The organism is Bradyrhizobium sp. UFLA05-125 (assembly GCF_059803515.1).
The window spans coordinates 1-20,192 of sequence record NZ_JBANBJ010000113.1; the positions used below are offsets into that span (position 1 = coordinate 1).

General features: G+C 60.5%; 22 protein-coding genes. 12 read left to right on the top strand and 10 right to left on the bottom strand.

The features are described 5' to 3' along the window. Nucleotides 1-567: 567 nt before the first annotated feature. Nucleotides 568-2,010: a DUF1254 domain-containing protein gene (locus SO156_RS43360; protein WP_498539108.1), complete on the top strand. Its 1,443-nt coding sequence runs from the start codon at nt 568-570 to the stop codon at nt 2,008-2,010. A gap of 217 nt (nt 2,011-2,227) precedes the next feature. Here the strand turns inward: SO156_RS43360 and SO156_RS43365 are convergent, their stop codons facing one another. Continuing rightward, entirely contained in the window at nt 2,228-2,632 is a 405-nt protein-coding gene (locus SO156_RS43365) for an ABC transporter substrate-binding protein (protein WP_498539109.1), read from the bottom strand. 88 nt (nt 2,633-2,720) lie between these two features. Between SO156_RS43365 and SO156_RS43370 the strand changes: the two genes are divergently transcribed. Continuing rightward, nucleotides 2,721-2,921: a hypothetical protein gene (locus tag SO156_RS43370; protein WP_498539110.1), complete on the top strand. Its 201-nt coding sequence runs from the start codon at nt 2,721-2,723 to the stop codon at nt 2,919-2,921. 1,404 nt (nt 2,922-4,325) lie between these two features. Further along, nucleotides 4,326-4,478, top strand: coding sequence for a hypothetical protein (locus SO156_RS43375; RefSeq protein ID WP_498539111.1), 153 nt, complete (start codon nt 4,326-4,328; stop codon nt 4,476-4,478). Nucleotides 4,479-4,993: 515 nt separating this feature from the next. On the opposite strand, the gene SO156_RS43380 is transcribed toward SO156_RS43375, so the two are convergent. The 7 genes from SO156_RS43380 to SO156_RS43410 form a co-directional block, all read right to left on the bottom strand. Then, entirely contained in the window at nt 4,994-5,260 is a 267-nt protein-coding gene (locus SO156_RS43380) for a hypothetical protein (protein ID WP_498539112.1), read from the bottom strand. Nucleotides 5,261-5,279: 19 nt separating this feature from the next. Then, the gene (locus tag SO156_RS43385) at nt 5,280-5,576 is read right to left on the bottom strand and encodes a hypothetical protein (RefSeq protein WP_498539113.1); all 297 of its coding nucleotides are present in this window, start codon (nt 5,574-5,576) and stop codon (nt 5,280-5,282) included. A 181-nt stretch (nt 5,577-5,757) separates the two neighbouring features. Next, complete coding sequence (locus SO156_RS43390) at nt 5,758-6,198, bottom strand: hypothetical protein (RefSeq protein WP_498539114.1); 441 nt, start codon at nt 6,196-6,198, stop codon at nt 5,758-5,760. A gap of 4 nt (nt 6,199-6,202) precedes the next feature. Then, nucleotides 6,203-6,787: a hypothetical protein gene (locus SO156_RS43395; RefSeq protein ID WP_498539115.1), complete on the bottom strand. Its 585-nt coding sequence runs from the start codon at nt 6,785-6,787 to the stop codon at nt 6,203-6,205. After that, entirely contained in the window at nt 6,784-7,545 is a 762-nt protein-coding gene (locus SO156_RS43400) for a TIGR04255 family protein (protein ID WP_498539116.1), read from the bottom strand. Before SO156_RS43400 ends, SO156_RS43395 begins: the two co-directional genes overlap by 4 nt. A 164-nt stretch (nt 7,546-7,709) precedes the next feature. After that, nucleotides 7,710-7,913, bottom strand: coding sequence for a hypothetical protein (locus tag SO156_RS43405; RefSeq protein WP_498539117.1), 204 nt, complete (start codon nt 7,911-7,913; stop codon nt 7,710-7,712). 881 nt (nt 7,914-8,794) lie between these two features. Then, the gene (locus SO156_RS43410) at nt 8,795-8,965 is read right to left on the bottom strand and encodes a hypothetical protein (protein ID WP_498539118.1); all 171 of its coding nucleotides are present in this window, start codon (nt 8,963-8,965) and stop codon (nt 8,795-8,797) included. Nucleotides 8,966-9,132: 167 nt separating this feature from the next. Between SO156_RS43410 and SO156_RS43415 the strand changes: the two genes are divergently transcribed. From SO156_RS43415 to SO156_RS43425, 3 genes are all read left to right on the top strand, one after another. Continuing rightward, complete coding sequence (locus SO156_RS43415) at nt 9,133-9,954, top strand: BtpA/SgcQ family protein (protein WP_498539119.1); 822 nt, start codon at nt 9,133-9,135, stop codon at nt 9,952-9,954. Between the two features lie 92 nt (nt 9,955-10,046). Then, nucleotides 10,047-11,180: a M42 family metallopeptidase gene (locus SO156_RS43420; protein ID WP_498539120.1), complete on the top strand. Its 1,134-nt coding sequence runs from the start codon at nt 10,047-10,049 to the stop codon at nt 11,178-11,180. Continuing rightward, nucleotides 11,165-12,661 (top strand): FGGY-family carbohydrate kinase, encoded by a 1,497-nt coding sequence (locus tag SO156_RS43425; RefSeq protein WP_498539121.1) that lies wholly within the window; start codon nt 11,165-11,167, stop codon nt 12,659-12,661. The genes SO156_RS43420 and SO156_RS43425 overlap by 16 nt, the downstream gene beginning before the upstream one ends. A gap of 32 nt (nt 12,662-12,693) precedes the next feature. Here SO156_RS43425 and SO156_RS43430 read toward each other — a convergent pair whose 3' ends face one another. Together SO156_RS43430 and SO156_RS43435 are read right to left on the bottom strand one after the other, a co-directional pair. Further along, nucleotides 12,694-13,455 (bottom strand): C13 family peptidase, encoded by a 762-nt coding sequence (locus tag SO156_RS43430; protein WP_458149536.1) that lies wholly within the window; start codon nt 13,453-13,455, stop codon nt 12,694-12,696. Nucleotides 13,456-13,674: 219 nt separating this feature from the next. Further along, nucleotides 13,675-14,154, bottom strand: a complete 480-nt coding sequence (locus SO156_RS43435; protein WP_498539122.1) for a winged helix-turn-helix transcriptional regulator — start codon at nt 14,152-14,154, stop codon at nt 13,675-13,677. 194 nt (nt 14,155-14,348) lie between these two features. Between SO156_RS43435 and SO156_RS43440 the strand changes: the two genes are divergently transcribed. From SO156_RS43440 to SO156_RS43465, 6 genes are all read left to right on the top strand, one after another. Continuing rightward, entirely contained in the window at nt 14,349-14,987 is a 639-nt protein-coding gene (locus SO156_RS43440; RefSeq protein ID WP_458149538.1) for a 2-hydroxychromene-2-carboxylate isomerase, read from the top strand. A 57-nt stretch (nt 14,988-15,044) separates the two neighbouring features. After that, complete coding sequence (locus SO156_RS43445; RefSeq protein ID WP_498539123.1) at nt 15,045-16,598, top strand: class I adenylate-forming enzyme family protein; 1,554 nt, start codon at nt 15,045-15,047, stop codon at nt 16,596-16,598. Nucleotides 16,599-16,658: 60 nt separating this feature from the next. After that, nucleotides 16,659-17,396, top strand: coding sequence for an SDR family oxidoreductase (locus tag SO156_RS43450; protein ID WP_498539124.1), 738 nt, complete (start codon nt 16,659-16,661; stop codon nt 17,394-17,396). 11 nt (nt 17,397-17,407) lie between these two features. After that, nucleotides 17,408-18,589: an acyl-CoA dehydrogenase family protein gene (locus tag SO156_RS43455; RefSeq protein WP_498539125.1), complete on the top strand. Its 1,182-nt coding sequence runs from the start codon at nt 17,408-17,410 to the stop codon at nt 18,587-18,589. Between the two features lie 23 nt (nt 18,590-18,612). Further along, nucleotides 18,613-19,734 carry an acyl-CoA dehydrogenase family protein gene (locus SO156_RS43460; RefSeq protein WP_498539126.1) on the top strand — a complete coding sequence of 374 codons (1,122 nt, stop codon included), beginning with the start codon at nt 18,613-18,615 and terminating at the stop codon, nt 19,732-19,734. A gap of 14 nt (nt 19,735-19,748) precedes the next feature. Next, nucleotides 19,749-20,192: thiolase family protein (locus SO156_RS43465; RefSeq protein WP_498539127.1), on the top strand; the 444-nt coding region annotated here is incomplete at its 3' end.

Here is a 20,192-nt window from a genome sequence, read left to right on the forward strand (position 1 = left end):
TGCCTGCGGCGAGTTCAACGAGCTTGCAAGCGGCGGTTTCCGGGTTGGCGAAGGGACGTTCGGCGGTGAGCTTCATGCGGCGGTCTGGCGGTGTGTGGTGTGGATATGAGCGTCGAGCGTCGGGTTCGTGATTACCTCGCCACAGAAGCAGCGTGCAATCCCTTTTGGACGTTGTGTCGGCAGCGGAAGTGCTAGCCGGTGCATCCGATCCTTCCAGGCGGTCCAGTCACGCTGGCGACGCCACGTCTCGAAGTCTGCCTCCGTGCGCGTGGCGGCAAGCTCCTGCCACGCTACCCCGAAACGTTGGCGCGCTTCGTTGAACGTCTCGGCAATGCCACCGCGGTGCTCACCGGGATCGGTGCCGGGATAGAAGCCGCAGGACCAACTCCACTGCGGGGCCGAGTTCATTCCGGGACCACCGCTTTGGGCCACAAGCGGAAATCTCCATTGCTGCCTACCTTCGATTGCATGGCCCTTGTGTCGAACCTTTTGGGGGCATGCAGCGACTCACTTGTTCGCGGCTTCCAATAAGGCGAATCCTCAACGACGACATAAAGGGAGTTAGCAATGAATCCAACTCGACGAAGATTTGTGCACGGTGCCATCGCCAGCAGCTTCGCGGCGACCTGCGACGCGATGACGCTGCCCGCAAAGGCGCAAACACTGTCACCTGCGGAAGCGCAGCAGATCGCCGAGGACGCCTATGTCTACGGCTATTCGCTCATCACGACTGAAGTCACCCGCGTACAGATGAGCAACGTGCCAAAGGTCGAGGGGTTCACAAGTCCCACCGGTCAGTTCGTCAACGTTCCTCGCTATCCACCCGCGGACTACCGCGGCGTCTCCGCGCCCAACGCCGACACGCTGTATTCCGTTGCCTGGCTCGACCTCGCCGAGCCGCAGGTGTTCAGCCATCCAGACATGGGTGACCGCTTCTACCTTTTCGAGATTACTGACCTCTGGATGTCGGATTCCGAGAGATCGCCGAGCAAACGCACGGCCGGTGGAAAGGCTGCCAACTACCTCTTCACCGCCCCAGGTTGGAAAGGCGAGGTGCCTGCGGACATGAAGCACTTCCCGATGGCGACGAGGTACATGGTCATCCTCGGCCGCACCTACGCCGACGGCACCGAGGCCGACTACAAGGCCGTCAACGCGCTGCAGGCGCAATACAAGATCACGCCGCTTTCTGCTTGGGGCAAGCCGTACACGCCAGTCGCGCCGCCGGTGAATGCCAACCCGGGCTTCAGCATGACCGACAAGCCGCAGACGGTCATTCTTGCTATGGGAACGGAGGGGTACTTCAACCTGATGACCAAGCTCATGGCTGCGGCTGCGCCCGCGCCGGCGGCGGATGCACCGATGCTCGCGAGCATGGCGAAGATTGGCATCGTGCCCGGCAAGCCGTTCGAGATGAACAAGCTCGACCCCGCTGTACAGGCAGCGCTGAAGGACATTCCCCAGACAGCTCTGAAAAAGATCGAGGCCAACAAGGAGAACCTCGGCGGGATAGTCGATGGCTGGTCGATCACGAAAGGTCTCGGCACCTACGGCCCCTCCGATTACATGAAGCGAGCGGTGGTGGCGGCCTTCGGTTGGCCCGCCAATCAGGAGCTTGATGCGGTCTACCCGAACACCGAGAAGGACTCGACGGGACAGAAGCTGAGCGGGGCAAACAAATACACGTTGACATTTGCAAAGGATGCGACACCGCCTGTCAACGGCTTCTGGTCGTTCACCATGTACATGATCGACCAGGGCTGGTGGTTCGTTCCCAATCCGCTGAACAGGTTCACCGTCAGCATGCGCGACAATCCAAAGTTCAATCCGGACGGCTCGCTAACCCTCTACTTCCAGAACGAGTCGCCGGGTGCCGACAAGGAAGCGAACTGGCTGCCGGCGCCGAAGGGCGATTTTGTCCTGATGCTGCGAATGTACTGGCCGAAGGAGAACTCGCCCTCGATCATCAACGGTTCGTGGAAGCCTCCGGCAGTGCAAAAAGCGAGCTAAACTTGTGCCGCGCTGGCGCCACGCGCCGGTGCGGCATTTTTCCGACGCACAGCCAAGTCGGGGTCCAAGTTCGAGGTCCGCACCGGGTCAAGAGGCGAAGAACTCAACGTGAGCAAATCTAGTCCGCTATGCCCCCGCTGAGCGGACCTCGACGGGGCGCGCGGCCACTTCGCTGATGGGCCATCACAGGACTCATGCGCCGCAGCAAACCGCATCTCTATTCGATCACCTCGTCGGCGCGGGCGAGCAATGAGGCAGGTATTTCGAGGCCAAGCGCCTTTGCGGCCTTGAGGTTGATCACCAGATCGAACTTGGTCGGCTGCTCGACCGGCAGATCGGCAGGCTTGGTCCCTTTGAGAATTTTATCGACGTAGTCGCCTGCACGGCGGAACAGATCGGCTAGATCAGGGCCGTACACGATCAATCCGCCCGGGGCGAATTGTCGGAAAGAATACATCGCAGGCACATGGTGCTTTGCCGCGAGCGCGGTAACGCGCGGTGCCTCTTGATTGGTTAGATTATCGCCAAGAACAATCATCGCATCGGCTTGCTGGGCGACGGCCGATGCAAAGGCGATATCGAGTTCTTCAGCCGTGGTTGCCTCAACTATCGGCAGAGCCACGCCTGCGCTGCGGTCCGGAATCTGGCGACGGCTTTCCGCAGTTCAAGGCACGCATGATGCCAATCCGCGCGAGCATCGTCGGGCCGCCTTGCTCGGCCACCAGGATCAGGGCTTTCATCGCCGCTTGCCATTCCGGGGCATCATGCACGGCCTTGGGCAGCGCGGCGATGTATTCGCCGGCGTCACGGCTGCGTTCAGCCTGCGTGAGTGGGACATCTCAGTTCAGGACGCGGCCGACGTCGACCCAGGCGAGCATTGCCATCAGGATGTTCGCGACAAACACCAGTAGCGCGAGGCCCGTCCCGGACGGAAGCTTTCGGCGCAGCTGGAGAGTTTTTCGCCGCGTCATCAGACGGCCCAGTGATAGCGGAGGTGCGTACCTGACCGCGATGCCTGCCGCTCTCTAATGAAACACCAAGATGTCATTGCGGGCACAACCTTCACTGCAAATGGAAGTGTGGCACGCGAACCTTCGTGTAGCGTGATGCGGGTCGCGCGCCGGGGTTGGCTGGCGGCCCGGCACACGCCCCCGCCGAAGATGTGCCGAGCCTAGCCATGCCAGCGCGCTGGTCGATCCGACCGGCTGGAACCAATCGTGGCGACAATGTGGCTGCGCCGCTAGAGCTTGGATGCAACACTGTCGACGGAAATAGAAGCCCGCCCGGCGGCTGGCTGCCCACGCCCACCGGCTGGGGCGATGTCCATAGGGCCCGCTGGCCTCAGCGGGGTCCGCTTAGACGGCGGTCATCGGCAAACGTTCACGGGCACAGTGCGCCATCCCCGACCGGTCCAGACTCGGCGCCACTGCGTGCAGCTACCACCCCAGGCAGCATAACTTGAACTCGGCCCCCATCCTTGATTCCAATCCCAACCTTGATTCCATCCCGCACCTTGATTCCAGCCCCAACCTTGATTCCAACCAGGGCGGCCCCAGGTGGCTGCACTCGCGAGGCCGAGCCCCACGCCAGCTGCTACAGCTGGTCCACGCCACCCCCGGCCGCTGCGGTGCCAAGCGACGCCGCCGCGCCAACCGCCGGCTCTGTGGAAGCCGGCTCTGTGGAAACCAGCGCTGTGGAGCCCAGCTCTGTGGAAGCCGCCTCCGTGGAAGCCCGCACGCGCTGAGGCTGCTGTAGGGGCAAACGCAATCACGGCAGTTGCCGCTGTTGTGATAACAATTTTCCTGATCATGAGGGTACTCCTGACACACGCTCGTCCCCCGGACTCCCTAAACAGCACAGCCGATTCTTGTTCCCAACCGGCAGCAAAGTCATCGCCGGCCAGTTCAGGCAATAACGAGAACAGAGCGCGCGGCTTCGGTCCAGTTGCGAACTTGCTGGACACTAGTCGCCGCCGCATGCCCGCACTGGCACAGACTGCATAGCTTTCCCGGGTGACCGTCGGCTATCGAATGACCGCGAAATAGCGTCGGCCATTTGTGTGCGGATCGGTATTGTCGCTGGTCGAGAAGATGAGGTTGCGCAAGTTTTTCGATCCATTTCTGTTCGCAGCAGCCGGCGCACATGAATCTTGCTCTCGGGCAGAGCAGGAGCCTGTGTTCCTTGGGCGGCAGCACAACTCCTACATGCGCCGCAGATCAGCCACAGCGGGCGAGTTCGCTATAAAGCAGGATCGTCCCGACTATGGGACAAGGGGCCTCCGACTTCGGACGAGCATCATCTGGAGGAGTAGTTCAATGGCTAATCAACGCGGGCCTGTGCGCCGCACCGTACCCGGGACCAATGTCGTGGAGGCGCTCGATCATGTGTTGCACGAGGTGTGGGCTGCGCGACGTGACCTCAGTATGACGCGTTTCTGCCTCCAGCAGTCGGAAGCCCTTCGCAGATAGATCGAGCCGCAGACAGGCTTGCTGATTTGATGCAGAGTCCCGGGAAGCACTCGCCGCCTTACGAGGCGTTCCCAAAGGATGAGGCGTGGTAAGGCCGTCTCAGTTGGCGGCCTCTGTCTTCAAGAGCCGCACCGTCTCGTGCAGCTCGAGCCAGCCGCGCTCGACCGCCACCTTGATCCCGGCACCGAACTCCGCGCCGCTGGCCTTCAGCGTGATGGTCGTGATGCTGGCACAGCATCATCGGAGACGGCGCTGGTGGGATGCACCGCGTCATGCTGAATATCGCCGATCGCGCCCACGATCTCCGGCATCGCTCCGATCCATCGGCAAGCGCAACCGACAGCGGCTGGTGACACACGCTCGCGGACTGTCCCGCCAGTCAACGGGTCCCGGCAGCGTTTTCTTCTCAAACTGAGCTCTGAAATCCCAGTTGATTGTTGAACAGCAATAGCCGTGCCACAGGTTTGTGACACTGCGCACAGGCACAAAGCGCATAGCCGGATAGGAAACTTAACTTAACGCGCAGGAGGATTGGTGTTGCTCCAAGTGGGGACCGTGTTCGTCACGCCTACCGAAGGCTTATAGTACGATCCCACTGACGGAGCGGTCACAGTTCCAACGGAAGTCCCCATTGTCCCATAAGTAGTTCTGGGTGGCGTTGTCGCCATTCCAGGTGTCGGCTGGGTTGGGACGTGCTTGTACTTCTTCCCTTCCGCAGCAAAGGGCGCACTCGCCAGCCCCACAGTCACCAGCACGGCAATCAGCAGTCTGCTCGAAATCATGGTTGGTTCTCTCTGAACTTCAGGGTTGTCCCGTATTTCGAAAACCAATCGCCGCCACGACCCGCCTGTTCCAATTAAAGTCCGGCCGGAACCGCTGCCCCTCGGTAGCAGCACAAAGAAGGCGGGGTTCAATGTCGGATAGCCGCGGCTCGTCGGGCCAGTGATCGGCGCCCAGAGCCAGGTTGTGGCTGCAAAGATAGTCGGCGCAATAGATCAGAACGCCGCGCACGCCCATGTCGCGCATCTCGCCGAAGGTGATCTTGACCGGGCGGTGACCCGACGGTGTGCGGTTCTCGCGGTGGACGGGGCGAGGCATTCCGCGATCAAAGCGGCATCGTAAGCACCTCGCAAATTATCGATTCGTGGGGCCTGGAAGCGAAGTCGACCTAATGTCTGTCGTGGGTGTGGAATGAAGCCGCCGGTCGCCCTCCGAAGAATGGGCGCTACTCCGTCAGCCGCCGGCCGAGAAAGACAATGTCTGCCGATGAAGGCCTGAACTAGGAGCAGCTATGCGGCTCGATCGGACCGAATTTGGATCGCAGAGCCACCTTTAGCTCGCTCCGGTCTGCTTTCGTGCTACCTGCCGAAAATCCCAGGTGAGCATGATGAATGCCCTCGCTGGGCGCGTGCACAATGGTGAAACAAATGCCCGCCTTGCTTTTAACCGTTTTTATGTCGCCGACGTTACCTGTGATCGAGCCAAAATAGGTAGAGCGGCCTCGTCCTTTGGCTCGATCGCTCGCTTGCTTATCGCAGCCGAGCTTGTGAACGTCACCAAGAGCGGGAGCGTGTTCGCGCCAAACGACGGACTCGACCTGGCCGTCCTGGGTAGGGAATTGGAAGACGTTCGGCCAAAGCAAGTCGGCGTCTTCGCTCCGCATTAATGGCTCGAAGAGTAGCCGAGAGATCAAATCTGCATCGGGGATGTTGTCGGGCACGCAATCACTTGAGTGGAATGTGGCGCAATATCGAGGGTGGAATCTGTACACCGAGGAAGCGCTGCGCTGTTACCTGCATGCCTGCCGGATCACCCGGCTTTGTTACAAGGTGTAGCATCTTCGGTTCGACGGTGACGACACACTCTTTTCCTGCTTCGTCCCAAACAAACATAACATCGCCTTCTCCGTCAGGAGCGACTTTCGGCAAAGCTACATTGGGAGCCAGACAAAAAAGAAACTGCTCGGCTGTAAGTGCTGAGCCGGGGGTGACCTTGCTCGCCACCCCAGACCAATTCGGCGCGTCATCCTTCAGATTACGCACAGCACCAATTAGACGAGCGCGCTGTTTTTCGAAGTCAACATTGCGACCTTCATCTGACCTTGACGATGGTCGAGTGGTTCCGGCCACCTCCGTGACGCGATAAGTTGATGCTGGGATGGACGTGGAAAAATCCATCATTGCGATTGGGGAGCCCAAAGGAAAAGCGTCAAGACGCAGAGTACCGATCACCGATGCGATGTTGAAATCAGGCGTCGGCCCACTATTAGGGGCCGAGTTCTCGTCCCACCGTTGAGTGTCTGCACTCATTGAATTTTCCCGGACAGATGCGCCTTCAAAGTATCGGTGGTTGCGGAGTTAAAGCTGTTCCAGACATCTTCGTGAATAAATTCTAATTTTTCAGAAATTGCCACATTGCTCGGCTCAAACGGTTCGGTGCTCACTCGGTCGATATCGAGGATCGCGGAGCCAAAAGGCCGATCGGGCCTCGCCATCTCCTTCGCCACCGTGACGAGCCGCAGATTGGCTTCTTGAGGTGATGATTCGGTCCTTCCGAAGAAGTGATCCGCGGACGTTAACAGTGCCTCCGGGACGTCTGCCGTAGGCCTGATCCAGTCCGAAAGCCTAGGAAAATTTTCCGATCTTGGGATGCGGTTGATGTAGCGCAATCCGACCTTGGAGATGATCACGGGCATCAATAGCGGAGAGCAGGCCACCCATGTAGCCATTAAGCCTTCTTTGAAGGACGACCATCCTTCGTACGGATCGCTCCACTGATAGACGAAGTTAGTCGTGGATACCTGCACAGACTTCTTGTCGTCCATGGTGGCAAAACGAAAAGCAGCAAGGTTTGCGCGACTGATCGGCGGCTGCGCCGGGAATCCTCCTCCGACAGCAATATGCAATTGAACATCCTGAACGGGTTGCACCGCAGGAAATTGCGAACCGAGAACGCCTAACAGCGCTGCGAGGTTAAGAGGTCGTCCTTCGTGCGCAGTGCCGAAGGAAATCTCGCAGGTCACTTGTATAATCGTAGGATTCGGGTAACTCGGATGCAGATCGGTCAAGTTGTGCCCTAGCGCGGAATCGCTGCCGAACTACTCCATTATCTGGCACCGTTGTCAAACCGGGCAAGGGGGGCTGCGGACTACTTTCGGCGACTTTTTAGCCGAATCGATCTGCGAATGGCGGCGCGACCGGAGGGCGAGCGCAAGGGGAGCGCGGGCATTCGTTACCGCGTCAGGTGCACCAGGAAAGCCGCGCAGGCATTCTCGGCTTCGGCGAAGGTCTTAAAGGGAGACCCAGCAATTTTGATTGCCGGCTTGTTCAGGTGGATAGGCCGCCACGAGGCAATGAAGCCAGGCTGTCCGTGAAGCCCGGGACCGGTACGGCTTTCATTGCTGATCACGAACGAAAATCCGCCGCTGCTCGCCATCCATATTTCGAGCTCGTCCCGTGAGGTATCAACGCGAGTAAAGTGCAGGGCCAAAGCAGCGCACGCACACCGGCCGACGCGGTGACGAAGGGACGGGCGGCCGGTCCGTGCCGCCGAGCTTTGCGGCTGTGCCTCCAACGCCGGCCTCGCTTCCCCCGAACAAAGCCTACGGCTTCTCCGGAGGTGTCGACGCGAACTTGCCCGTTCCGCCGCGCGTCGGGCACGCCGGTAAAGGATCTGTGCACCGGATAGGGTGACGTCATCCGGGGCTCATTGCCGAACCGAAAGAGGTTGCCTCGTGACGGGTCGGGCGCCGGCGGCCACAACGCACCAACTGGTTCGCACGGGCGGAAATCGGTTTGGTTTATTGGCGACACCCTTGTCTCACGCCGGTTGAGCGGAAACCCCTCACGCGAGAGCGGGCTATCGAGAAAGCAACGGCGCTGGCGAGGGCCGAGATGGACCAGCTGGTCCACCCCGAGTAAAGGGGAAAATGCCGAAAAGGCTCGGCACGGCCGAAGGGGCCGCCGTCGCGCTCCATTCGCAGAATCGATCGCGATGGAGTTATTGCCGTTCGGGACGCCGAGAAAGCCGTTTGCGGCTAAACGAGCGAGTTTGGCCTCTTTTTTCCGAATGGCCGTTGATAGTATTCAGCCGCCCAAACCCTTCCAAGCTGAATACGAGGGTTCGATTCCCTTCACCCGCTCCAATGATTTCAATGGCTTAGCGCGTCAAGACCCTTTTCATTCTGACACGTCGCGCATTTTCATTCTGACAAAAGTTCACTTTTCCTTCGCTTGCTTGGCTTGCCGGTGCGCGACGCTCGGCGATGTCAGGTCAGTTAGATTCGGACATCCCGCCTTGTCAGCCTCATCGTTCGATCACGGCAGAATGGGTGCGTGGTAGGTGAAAGTCATCATCAAGACTGCAGCCAGGATCATGACGATCGGGAAGTGCACGAAGAACTGCACAGAGGTGTATCCGATCAAGTCCTTCGACTTCAATCCGAGCACGCCAAGCAGGGCAGCATCCAGAACGGATTGAGCTCGCAAGCCGCGAGCTGGTCCGCGCTCGGCAAGCGCTGAGAGCCCGACGCATATGGTAGGATGGTCGTGGTCGACGTCCAGCTACCGCAAATTAGGGTGAGGGGCCCATCTCTCGCCATGTTGTGCCGGAGCGAAATGCTTTAGCCGAATAAAGATCGAAAGAGGACACGCTCATGCAGTGGCTCAAGGAAACCTTTCATGTCGACAAGCCCATCATCGCCATGTGCCACTTGCAGGCACTGCCGGGCGATCCCGGCTACGATATGGTCGGCGGCATGAGCAAAGTCATCGAAATGGCCCTTGCCGATCTCGACCATCTCCAGAATGGCGGTGTCGATGCCGTAATGTTTTCCAACGAATTCAGCCTGCCTTACCTGACCACGGTACGTCCCGAAACCACAGCGGCCATGGCACGCGTCGTCGGCGAGCTCATGCGCTTCATCAAGGTGCCGTTTGGCGTCAACGTCTTGTGGGATCCGATAGCATCGATCGATCTTGCGGCCGCCACCGGAGCAAGCTTCATTCGCGAGATCATGAGCGGGGTGTACGCCAGCGATTTCGGGCTCTGGAATACCAATGTTGGTGAAACGGCGCGCCACAAGGCAAGGCTCGCCCCGAAGCTCAGGCTTTTATTCAACATCGTGCCCGAAGCCGCCGCCTATCTGGGCGATCGTTCGGTTGCGGATATCGCTCGCTCGACCGCGTTCAACAACCGGCCTGACGCCATCTGCGTATCCGGCCTCACCGCCGGCGCCGAAACAGACACCCAGGTCCTTTCCACGGTCAAAGCGGCCGTACCGGGCACAGCTGTGCTTTGCAACACGGGTTGTAGGATCGACAATATCGAGCGCCAGCTCGCCGTTTCGGACGGGGCAGTCGTGGGATCTACTTTCAAGGTCGACGGCATCTTCGAGAATCCGGTCGATCCGGCGCGTGTTAAGGCCTTCATGGACAAGGTCAAAGCGATACGCTCTGCCTCGCGCGCGGTCGCTTAGGACATGCTCGCGCGATCCGGCAGCCCGCGGTGCCGGCTCGATCCAGATCTGATGAACAGGAAAGGTCCGGTACCGGACCAGATCGGACCAAAGTGACGATTGATCAACGCAGCCTTGCACGCATCGAGGCATGGACCAAAGAGCTCTGCCTGATACCTGGTCTTTCCGGTTACGAGGATCCGGTGAGCGACTACATCCGGGCCACCTTTGCCGACCGCCGGGTCGAGAGTCACAGCGATGCGTTCGGGAATCTGACCCTTACGGTGAAGGGGGCGGATCCCGCAGCTCCATCGGTGATGGTCTTCGCCCATACCGATCAGCTTGGCCTCTTGGTACGGCGCATTGAAGCGAACGGCTTCGTTCGGGTGGAACGGCTTGGGGGCGTGCCCGAACGTGTGCTGCCGGGCCTGCGCATGGTGATCATGAACAAGCACGGCAAGCAGATCCCTTGCGTCGTCGGCATCAAAGCACACCATGCCACCCCGCAAGACGAGAAGGGCCAGGTGCTCGGCTATGACAAGTTGTTCCTCGATCTCGGCGCCAGATCAGCGGAAGAGGTGCGAGTTCTCGGCGTCGAAATCGGTGCACCCGTCACCTACTGCCCCTCTTTCGAACGGCTGGCCGGCACGCGTGTGTCCGGAACGGCGATCGACGACCGCGCCGGCTGCGCCGCGCTGATGGACCTCGTGCAGAGACTTTTGGATGAACCCGTTCCCGCCACGCTGCATGCGGTCTTTTCGGTCCAAGAGGAGTTCAACCTGCGCGGCGCCATGCTTGCGGCCGAGCGTCTCAGGCCAGATGCCGCGATTTCGATCGATATCATGGTCGCCTCCGATACGCCTGATCTTAAGGAGCGCGGCGAACTGCAGCTTGGCGGCGGCCCGGCGCTTGGCCTCTATAGCTTCCACGGGCGCGGCACGCTCAATGGTACGCTTGCGCATCCTGCGCTCCTCAATCATCTCGTGGAGACCGCAAGCCGTGTGGGAATGCCGATCCAGCGCAGCGCTCACACCGGCTGCCTGACGGATTCCTCATACGTTCAGCTCGTGGGTGAAGGTATTCCCTCCATCGATATCGGCTATCCGACACGCTACACGCATGCGCCGATCGAAACCTGCGACCTTGCCGATCTTGAACAGATAGCGGCACTGCTTGCCCTTGCCCTGCACGATATGAAGGCAGGCTTCTCCTTCAAACGGAGGAGATATTCATGCGCCACCTCCTAGGCATCGATATTGGCAGTTATTCCAGCAAAGGCGTCCTGCTCGATGAGCTCGGTACTATTCGGGCAACTGCGCAGCGCAAGCACGACATGCGCGTGCCAGGGCCAGGACTCGCAGAACATGACGCCCTACAGGATTGGTGGGAGGGCTTTCGCGCGCTGAGCCAGCGTCTGATCCAGGACAGTGGGATCAACCCGGCCGCAGTCACTGCGGTCGGGTGCAGCGGGATTGGCCCCTGTGCACTGCCTGTGACGCAAGCCGGCGAGCCCCTACGCCCAGCCATCCTGTATGGCGTCGATACGCGCGCCGAAGCCGAAATCGAAGAGCTCAACGCGGAACTCGGCGCACCGGCCGTGCTGGCCCGAACCGGCAATCCGCTGACGACACAATCTGTCGGCCCGAAGGTACGGTGGCTTGCCAAGCACGAGCCTGACACTTTCCGCAAAACCGCGCGGATCGTCGGCTGTCCTACCTTTATCGTTCACAGATTGACGGGACGGTGGGTCGTCGATCACTACGGCGCGTCCTGTTACACGCCATTCTATGACCTTGCCGCCAACGCTTGGCATGACGAGACGATCGAACGGATTTGCCCGGTCGACTGGCTACCTGAAATAGCCTGGACAACGGAGATTGTCGGCCATGTGAGCACTGAGGCCGCAGCAGCAACCGGGCTTGCCGCAGGCACGGCTGTGATCGCTGGCACCATCGATGCGGCGAGCGAAGCGATCAGCGTCGGCGTGCAAAAGCCGGGTGACTTGATGATCATGTATGGCACTACGGCCTTCTTCATCCAGGTCAATGCCGATCTCGTCGTCGACTCCCGTTTCTGGGCTGCGCCGTTTCTGTTCGAGAACACCTGGAGTGTCATGGGCGGGCTTGCGACTGGAGGCGGTCTCACCCAATGGTTTCGCAAGGAAATGACTGGACTTTCCGACGAGGAGTCATCCTTCCAGACGCTGATGGAAGAGGCGCTCAAAAGTCCGCCGGGCGCAAACGGCATTCTGATGCTGCCCTATTTCAGTGGTGAGCGAACGCCAATCAACGATCCGCAAGCCAAGGGACTGATCTTCGGCCTGACGCTCGCGCACCGGCGCGGCGATGTCTATCGTGCGCTGATCGAGGGAATCGGACACGCAACGCGGCACAATCTCGACAGCTTTGCCGAAATCCAGCCGGCTCGAAGCATCTACGCGGCCGGAGGCGGCGTGCAGAATCCTCTCTGGACACAATGCGTCAGCGACATTGCAAGCGTGCATCAGAATGTGCGCCGACACACGATAGGTGCTGCGCTCGGATCTGCCTTTCTCGCAGGAATAGGTTGCGGGATCTTCGTGCCGGAGGACATCGACCGCATTAACCCGATCGTGTCTCAAATCGTGCCGAATGAGGCCAACCGCAATCGCTACGCGGCCGATCACGCTGCGTTCAAAGCGCTTTACATCAACAACAGAGGTACGATGCGACGGTCCACGGCAAGCTAGTCCAATTGGCTATCGGAAGCGTGGTGGATCGTTCAAGGGCGCGCAACCAGCAATGGCTGCACGTTTGCGCCACCTGCCATCAGGGGATTCGACGGCTCGAAACGCTCACGCAGCTCTCGCCTCCTGACGAGCGCGCGCGCACTGGTAAATGCGTCTTTCAGACTTTCGGCTCGCCGGAGCGCGACGTTGAAGAAGGCGTCACCGAAATAAGTCCACTTCGCCTTGTCTTCGCAGCCGAACGACGGATGATCGGCGTCCGCCGCTGTGATGACCAAGACATCGGGATTCGCGAGACGAGGAATGAAGACTCCAGAGTAGCAGGCCGAGATGATCACCACCTTGTGGCGTACGCCGGTCTGTTCGAGGATCTCGGCGAGACGGGAGGGTGTGAGTGTTTGCGCAAGCCGCCCTGCTTTGATAGCAAGGCCGTCCGGCGAGCCATGCGAGGTGAGGATCAAGAACAAAACGTCGTTCTCGGTGTCCAGGCGGCCGGCCACAACCCGTAACGACCTGGCTAGCGTTTCGACAGTGGCGCTGCCACCCTTCTTCGAATTGTACTGCACCTCGATCGGTCCAGTTTCGAAACGATCGGCGACGACCTGGGCTGCACCAGTCGCCTCGCTTCGAAATACGCCTTGATCGCCGAAAAGTCCAAAGGACACCACGCCGACCTTGTGGGCATCTTCGATGGCATGCACCGTCGAAACCGACAGCGTGATGGCGAGGGCAAAAGCAACGAGCGACGCGCCAGGCCGCCTGATCCAGAACTTCGCGGTGATGGTGTTGGAGATCATGGTGAGCCTCGCTTTTCGGCCGGCAAAGGAGCTTGCTGATGAACCATTCCCCCGTGTGCACGATGTGTACACCGAGAGATCTAAGTAAGTCTCATAACAGGAAATGTTGAACCGGTCTGGCCTCGCACGCAGCATGAGCCGGTTTGAAGCGCGACGATGAGCCCGTGGGCGTTCGCCATCAGGGATCTAGCCCGACCGAACGGTTCTTCTGGCAGACGCTTACGCCTTTGAATGTACTGGCGACGATTGCCGCGCTCCGGGACCGGGATGTACATGAACGGCCTTGGCCGTCAGTGGCTCTCCGCATTCCGAGCAGACCATCACGAGATCGAACAGTTTTCCGCAGCTCTTGTGCTCATGCAGCATCGGCCTTCCACGTGAGTCGACCATGTGGATGTTACCCCAGTGCACGATCGACATGATGATCGGATAGAGGTCGAGGCCCTTCTGCGTCAGGATGTATTCGTAACGCTTTGGCGATTCCTGGTAGGGAATCCGGCGAAGCACGCCAAACCGCACCAGCTTCTTCAGCCTGTCAGCGAGAAGATGCCGGGTAATTCCTAGCGACGCCTGGAATTCATCGAACCTGCGGATGCGCAGAAAGCATTCGCGCAGGATGAGCAGGCTCCAACGGTCGCCGATCACCGCCACGGTTCGGGCGAGCGAGCACGGTTCGTCCTCGAGCGCGTCCCATTTCATCGATCTCTCCACGGCATTACAAATAAATTCTAAATCGGAACTGACGGAAAATCAACGGGATGTCCGAAAACGGCGGCTTGCAGCTCTATTGTATGATCAACATCATATTGACAGTTCTAAAATAGAACTATATCGATTGTCGCGCATCAACCAGGCGCGCACGCAAGCGCCGCCGTCGAAGGGAAGGGCGCTCCATGACCGCTCCGCTTAAGGTCGAGTTTCACTTCGATTTCGGCAGTCCCAATGCCTATCTTGCCGAACTCGCACTGTCCGCCGTCGAACAGCGAACGGGCGTCAAGTTCGACTACGTCCCCGTGTTGCTCGGCGGCGTCTACAAGGCGACCGGCAACATGTCGCCGGCCGAGTCCCTGCACGGCATCAAGAACAAGCCCGAATATAATGCGCTCGAAACCGCGCGTTTTCTGCGGCGCTACAACATCACCAAATTCAAGTCGAACCCGTTCTTCCCGGTAAACACGCTGACGCTGATGCGCGGCGTTGTGGCGGCCCAGTTCGAGGGAATATTTGAGCCCTATTTCCGCGCCGCGTATCATCACATGTGGGTCGAGCCCAAGAAGATGGACGATCCGCAGGTGTTCCGCGAGGCGTTCTTGTCCTCTGGCCTCGATATCGACCGCATTATCGCACGGGCACAACAGGACGACGTCAAGAAGAAGCTGATCGAGAACACCAGCGACGCCGTGGCTCGCGGCTCGTTTGGATCGCCGACCTTCTACGTCGGAAGCGAGATTTTCTTTGGAAAGGACAAATTGCGCGAGGTGGAGGACGAGATCGTCGCGCAACTGGCCACGGAACGGCGCAAGACCGCCTGATCCGAACCGCGTGCAAGACAAGAATCGGGCCCGAGGGGCCGTTGCAGGGAGGTTTCAGTGGTGGCTTCGACGCAGACGGCGGCAGAACATCTTGAAGGTTTGCCAAACCGGATCCACGAGGTGATCGACCGGTATGTCGATGCGACGCCGGATCGGCTCGCGCTGATCGATGACAAGGCAAGCTTGACGTATCGCGAACTGGATCGGAGCGTGGGTGGCGTCGCCGGCACGCTGCAGGCGCTCGGAGTCCGCGCCGGCGACCGCATGATGATCGTCAGCGAAAATTCCATTCCGCTTGCCTGTCTGCTGCTCGCCGCAAGCCGGATCGATGCCTGGGCGATCGTCGTCAATCCGCGGCTGTCGCCCCGCGAGATTGACCAGATCAGGGATCACAGTGGGGCTCGCCGGGTCTTCCTTACAGCCGCTGTGTCGCAGGAAGCAGCTGACCACGCGACGCGATATGGCGCGTCTCTGCAGGATGTCGGCCCGCTCCGCGGCATCGGCGTGACCGCGCTGAACGAGGAGACTTCGGCGGAGCCGGTCGAGACCGATGGTTCGCATCAGGTTGCAGTTCTCATCTACACGTCGGGGACCACGGGCACGCCCAAGGGCGTGATGCTGACTCACCGCAATCTTCTGTTTAGCGCCAGGGGCACGGCGGGCTGGCGGAAGATGACTTCGGCCGACGTGCAATATTGCGTGCTTCCGATCTCGCACATCGTCGGCATTTCGCTGCTCACCATGACTTTGATGGTCGGCGGCACAGTACGCCTGGTCACGAAGTATGATCCGGCTGCCCTTGTGAAGGCGATGGCGGAGGAGGGGATTACCATCCTCAATGGCGTGCCCGCGACCTACCAGCGTCTGCTCGAGTACCGGCGTAACGCAGGCCAGCCGAAGTTCGATCGCGGTGCGCTCCGTCTGATCGCGGTGGCGGGAGCGCCGCTCGATCTGGAGCTCAAATCTCGTGTCGAGCAGGAACTCGGCCTGCCACTCCTGAACGGCTATGGCATCACCGAGTGCTCGCCGGGCATTTCCGGGGTTCGGGCCGATAGCCCCAGGGTCGACCACGCAGTAGGAACGGTTCTCCCCGGCCTTGAGGCAAAGCTCGTCGCTCGGAACGGCAAGACCGTTGCCAACGGTGAGGTCGGTGAGCTCCATGTTCGTGGCCCGAATGTGATGCGCGGTTACTACCGCGCTCCTGACCTGACCGCGAAGGCGATCGATGCCGACGGTTGGTTTAACACCGGTGACCTCGCTCGCTTCGAGGGTGACTGCCTCTACATCGTCGGCCGAACCAAGGAGATGATCATTCGCTCCGGCTTTAACGTCTATCCGGCCGAGATTGAGGCAGTGTTGAGTACGCACGATGCGGTGGTGCAGTGTGCCGTGGTCGGGCGGCCAGTCGAGGGCAATGAAGAGGTCGTGGCCTTCGTGCAGTTGATCAAGGGCTCAAAGGCCACCGCGCAGGACCTCATGGCTCATGTCGTCCCGCAGCTCACCTCCTACAAACGTCCCTCGGAAATCATCCTGCTGGATGCGCTTCCGGCGACCTCGACGGGAAAGATTCTGAAGCACAGGCTGGCGGAGTCCCTGCGCGGCCAAGCGTGAGCATCGGCTCGATGCCGCTTTCGAGAAGAGTTCAGTCAAAACCAGAGGCCGGAGAAAACCATGCAGAAGAGAAATGCGACTGTCGCTGTCATCGGTGCCGGCGACTACATCGGTGGCGAGATCGCCAAGAAATTTGCCGCCGAAGGCTTTAGGATCTTCGCCGGCCGCCGCAATGGCGACAAGCTCGCGCCGCTGGTCAAGGAGGTCGAGGCCGCCGGCGGCGAGATTCATGCTCGCTCGCTCGACGCGCGCAAGGAGGAGGAGATCGTCTCCTTCCTCAACGACGCCGACAAGCACGCGCCGCTGGAAGTCTGCATCTTCAACATCGGCGCCAACGTCAATTTCCCGATCCTGGAGACCACTGAGCGCGTGTTCCGGAAAGTCTGGGAGATGGCCTGCTATTCCGGCTTCCTGGCCGGACGCGAAGCGGCACGGCTGATGCTGCCACGCGGCGGCGGCAACATCTTTTTTACCGGCGCCACGGCATCCTTGCGCGGCGGCAGCGGCTATGCAGCCTTCGCCAGCGCCAAGTTCGGCCTGCGCGCGGTGGCGCAGGCGATGGCGCGCGAGTTGGGGCCGAAGAACATCCATGTCGCGCATCTCATCATCGACTCCGGCGTCGATACCGAATGGGTGCGGCAGCGCCGCATCGAGGCGCTGGGTCCCGATGCGCTTGACAATCCCGATCTCCTGATGCCGCCGTCGTCGGTCGCGGCATCCTACTGGCAGCTCTATCAGCAGCCGAAGAGCGCCTGGACGTTCGAGCTGGAAATCCGCCCCTTCGGCGAGAAGTGGTAGGAGGAGGTCCGATGGAGCTCGCGTTGTCACCGGAGGATGCGGCCTTCCGCGACGAGGTGCGCGCCTTCATCGCCGGGAATTATCCGGCGGAGATGCGCGTTCCGAACCCGGAGACCGATCTCTCCAAAGAGCAGATGCTGCTGTGGCATCGCATCCTGCACAAGAAGGGTTGGATCGCGCCGCTCTGGCCGAAGGAATATGGCGGACCCGGCTGGGCGATCACGCGCCGCTTCATCTTCGAGCAGGAGACGACCCGTGCGGGCACGATGCCGCCGTTGGCGTTCAGCGTCACTATGGTCGGCCCGGTCATCTATACGTTCGGAAACGAGGCGCAGAAGAAGAAGTTTCTGCCGCGCATCCTCTCCGGCGAGGACTGGTGGTGCCAGGGCTATTCCGAGCCGGGCTCCGGATCCGACCTTGCCACCGTCCGCACCAAGGCCATGCGTGACGGCGACCACTACATCGTCAACGGTCACAAGACCTGGACCACGCTGGCCCAGCACGCCGACTGGATCTTTTGCCTGGTGCGGACCGATCCGACCGCCAAGCCGCAGTCCGGCATTTCGTTCCTGTTGATCAATATGAAGTCGCCCGGCGTTACGGTCCGGCCGATCATCACCATCGACGGCTCCCATGAGGTCAACGATGTTTTCCTGGAAGACGTTCGTGTTCCCGTCGAGAACCTGATCGGCGAAGAGAACAAGGGCTGGAGCTACGCCAAGTTCTTGCTCGGCAATGAACGGACCAGCATGGCCGGGATCGGCCGCTCGACCCGATACATCGAGCGCCTGAAGCGGATCGTGAAGGCCGAGATCCCGCAGGACGATCCGGCCCATCTCGAATTCATCAGGGATATCGCGCGCGTCGAGCTCGACGTGCTGGCGCTGGAAGCGACCGAGCTGCGGGTCGTGGCGCAGATGGCGCGCGGGATCGATCCGGGGCCGGCGGCCTCGCTGTTCAAGATCCGCGGCACCGAGATCTTTCAGAACATCACCGAGCTGACTCACCGTGCCATCGGCAATTATGGTCTGGCGATCCGCGAGCATCCGGTCAGCGCGAACCATTTCATGCCTGGGCCGGACTATGGACACACCGCGTCGGAAAAGTACCTGAACTCGCGCAAGCTCAGCATCTACGGCGGGTCGAACGAGATCCAGCGCAACATCATCGCCAAGGCAGTGCTCGGTCTCTAGCAACAGCGCCACAAGAGGATCGGATGGATATCCAGTTCACGGAAGAGCAGGAATTATTGCGATCGAGCGTCCAGCGCCTGCTGCGCGACCAGTATGATTTTGACGCGCGCCGCAAGATCGTCGCAAGCGAAGAAGGCGTCAGCCGCGAACAATGGGCTGATTTCGCCGAACTCGGCCTGTTCGCGGCGCCGTTCTCCGAGGACGTCGGCGGTCTCGGTGGCGGGCCGCTGTCGACCATGATCATCATGCAGGAGTTCGGCCGCCACCTCGTAATCGAGCCGTTCGTGGAAACGGTCGTGCTTGCCGGCGGCCTGATCGAGCAGGCGGGATCCGACGCGCAGAAGCAGGGCTTTATCCCCGACATCATCGCGGGGACGAAGATGTGGGCTCTGGCCTGGGCCGAAAAGGGCTCGCGCTTCGATCTGGCGACGGTGACGACCAATGCGCGCCGCGACGGCGGCGACTACGTCCTCACTGGCGAGAAAACGGCTGTGATCGCGGCACCCTGGGCGGATTATCTTATCGTCTCCGCCCGGATCTCAGGTGACCGCGGCGGCGTCAGCTTGTTCGTCGTCGATCGCCGCGCAGCCAACCTGGATCTGCAGAGTTTCAAGACCATCGACGGACGCCGCGCCGCTGAGGTCGGTTTGAACAATGTCCGCGGTCAGCTGCTTGGCAAGGAAGGCGAGGGCGGCTCCGCGCTGGAAGCCTGCCGTGATCGGGCGATCGGCGCGCTCTGTGCAGAAGCCGTCGGTGCGATCGGGGAGCTGAACTCGGCCACGCTGGAATATTCAAAGACGCGAAAGCAGTTCGGAACGACGATCGGCTCGTTTCAGGTGCTGCAGCACCGGATGGTCGACATGTTCATCGCGCATCAGGAGGCGCTCTCCCTGATGCAGCACCTCAATCTCAGCCTCAACGCGAGCGACGCAGGCGTCTCGCGGCTGGCGTCAGGCGCAAAATCGAAAATCGGTTATGCCGGCAGGTTCGTCGCAGACCAGGCCGTGCAGCTGCATGGTGGCATGGGCATGACCGACGAGCTCAACGTCGGGCACTACTTCAAGCGCATTTCCTCCATCAACATCCAGTTCGGTGATCCCGCCTATCACTTGCTGCGCTACGCGCGGCTCGAAAAAGCGGCTTAAGCAGAGAGGCAAGCATGACAACTGATGCAGTTATCGTTTCTACCGCGCGTACCGGTGTCGGCAAGGCCTATCGCGGCGCGCTCAACAACACCGACGGTCCGACCCTGGCCGGCCATGTAATCGGGGAAGCGGTGAAGCGTGCCGGTATCGCGCCCGGCGAGGTCGAGGACGTGGTGATGGGCTGCGCCATGCAGCAGGGCACCATGGTGATGAACGTCGCGCGCAAGGGCGCGATCCGTGCCGGTCTCCCCGTCACGGTTGCCGGTACCACAATTGATCGCCAGTGCGCCTCTGGCCTGCAGGCGATCGCGGTTGCCGCGCGCTCGGTGATGCTCGACGGCGTCGAGATCGCGATCGGCGGCGGCATCGAGTCGATCAGCCTGGTGCAGAACGACCACATGAACAGGTTCCATGCCGTCGACGAAGAGCTGATGGCGATGAAGCCGGAAATGTACATG

Bases quoted from the DNA above. Each gene is read 5' to 3' on its own strand.
- SO156_RS43385 (WP_498539113.1), bottom strand. From the start codon at position 5,576: ATGCCTCGCCCCGTCCACCGCGAGAACCGCACACCGTCGGGTCACCGC.
- SO156_RS43450 (WP_498539124.1), top strand. From the start codon at position 16,659: ATGCAGAAGAGAAATGCGACTGTCGCTGTCATCGGTGCCGGCGACTAC.
- SO156_RS43405 (WP_498539117.1), bottom strand. From the start codon at position 7,913: ATGGCGAGCAGCGGCGGATTTTCGTTCGTGATCAGCAATGAAAGCCGT.
- SO156_RS43460 (WP_498539126.1), top strand. From the start codon at position 18,613: ATGGATATCCAGTTCACGGAAGAGCAGGAATTATTGCGATCGAGCGTC.
- SO156_RS43375 (WP_498539111.1), top strand. From the start codon at position 4,326: ATGGCTAATCAACGCGGGCCTGTGCGCCGCACCGTACCCGGGACCAAT.
- SO156_RS43395 (WP_498539115.1), bottom strand. From the start codon at position 6,787: ATGAGTGCAGACACTCAACGGTGGGACGAGAACTCGGCCCCTAATAGT.
- SO156_RS43440 (WP_458149538.1), top strand. From the start codon at position 14,349: ATGACCGCTCCGCTTAAGGTCGAGTTTCACTTCGATTTCGGCAGTCCC.
- SO156_RS43360 (WP_498539108.1), top strand. From the start codon at position 568: ATGAATCCAACTCGACGAAGATTTGTGCACGGTGCCATCGCCAGCAGC.
- SO156_RS43455 (WP_498539125.1), top strand. From the start codon at position 17,408: ATGGAGCTCGCGTTGTCACCGGAGGATGCGGCCTTCCGCGACGAGGTG.
- SO156_RS43430 (WP_458149536.1), bottom strand. From the start codon at position 13,455: ATGATCTCCAACACCATCACCGCGAAGTTCTGGATCAGGCGGCCTGGC.
- SO156_RS43425 (WP_498539121.1), top strand. From the start codon at position 11,165: ATGCGCCACCTCCTAGGCATCGATATTGGCAGTTATTCCAGCAAAGGC.
- SO156_RS43435 (WP_498539122.1), bottom strand. From the start codon at position 14,154: ATGAAATGGGACGCGCTCGAGGACGAACCGTGCTCGCTCGCCCGAACC.
- SO156_RS43415 (WP_498539119.1), top strand. From the start codon at position 9,133: ATGCAGTGGCTCAAGGAAACCTTTCATGTCGACAAGCCCATCATCGCC.
- SO156_RS43380 (WP_498539112.1), bottom strand. From the start codon at position 5,260: ATGATTTCGAGCAGACTGCTGATTGCCGTGCTGGTGACTGTGGGGCTG.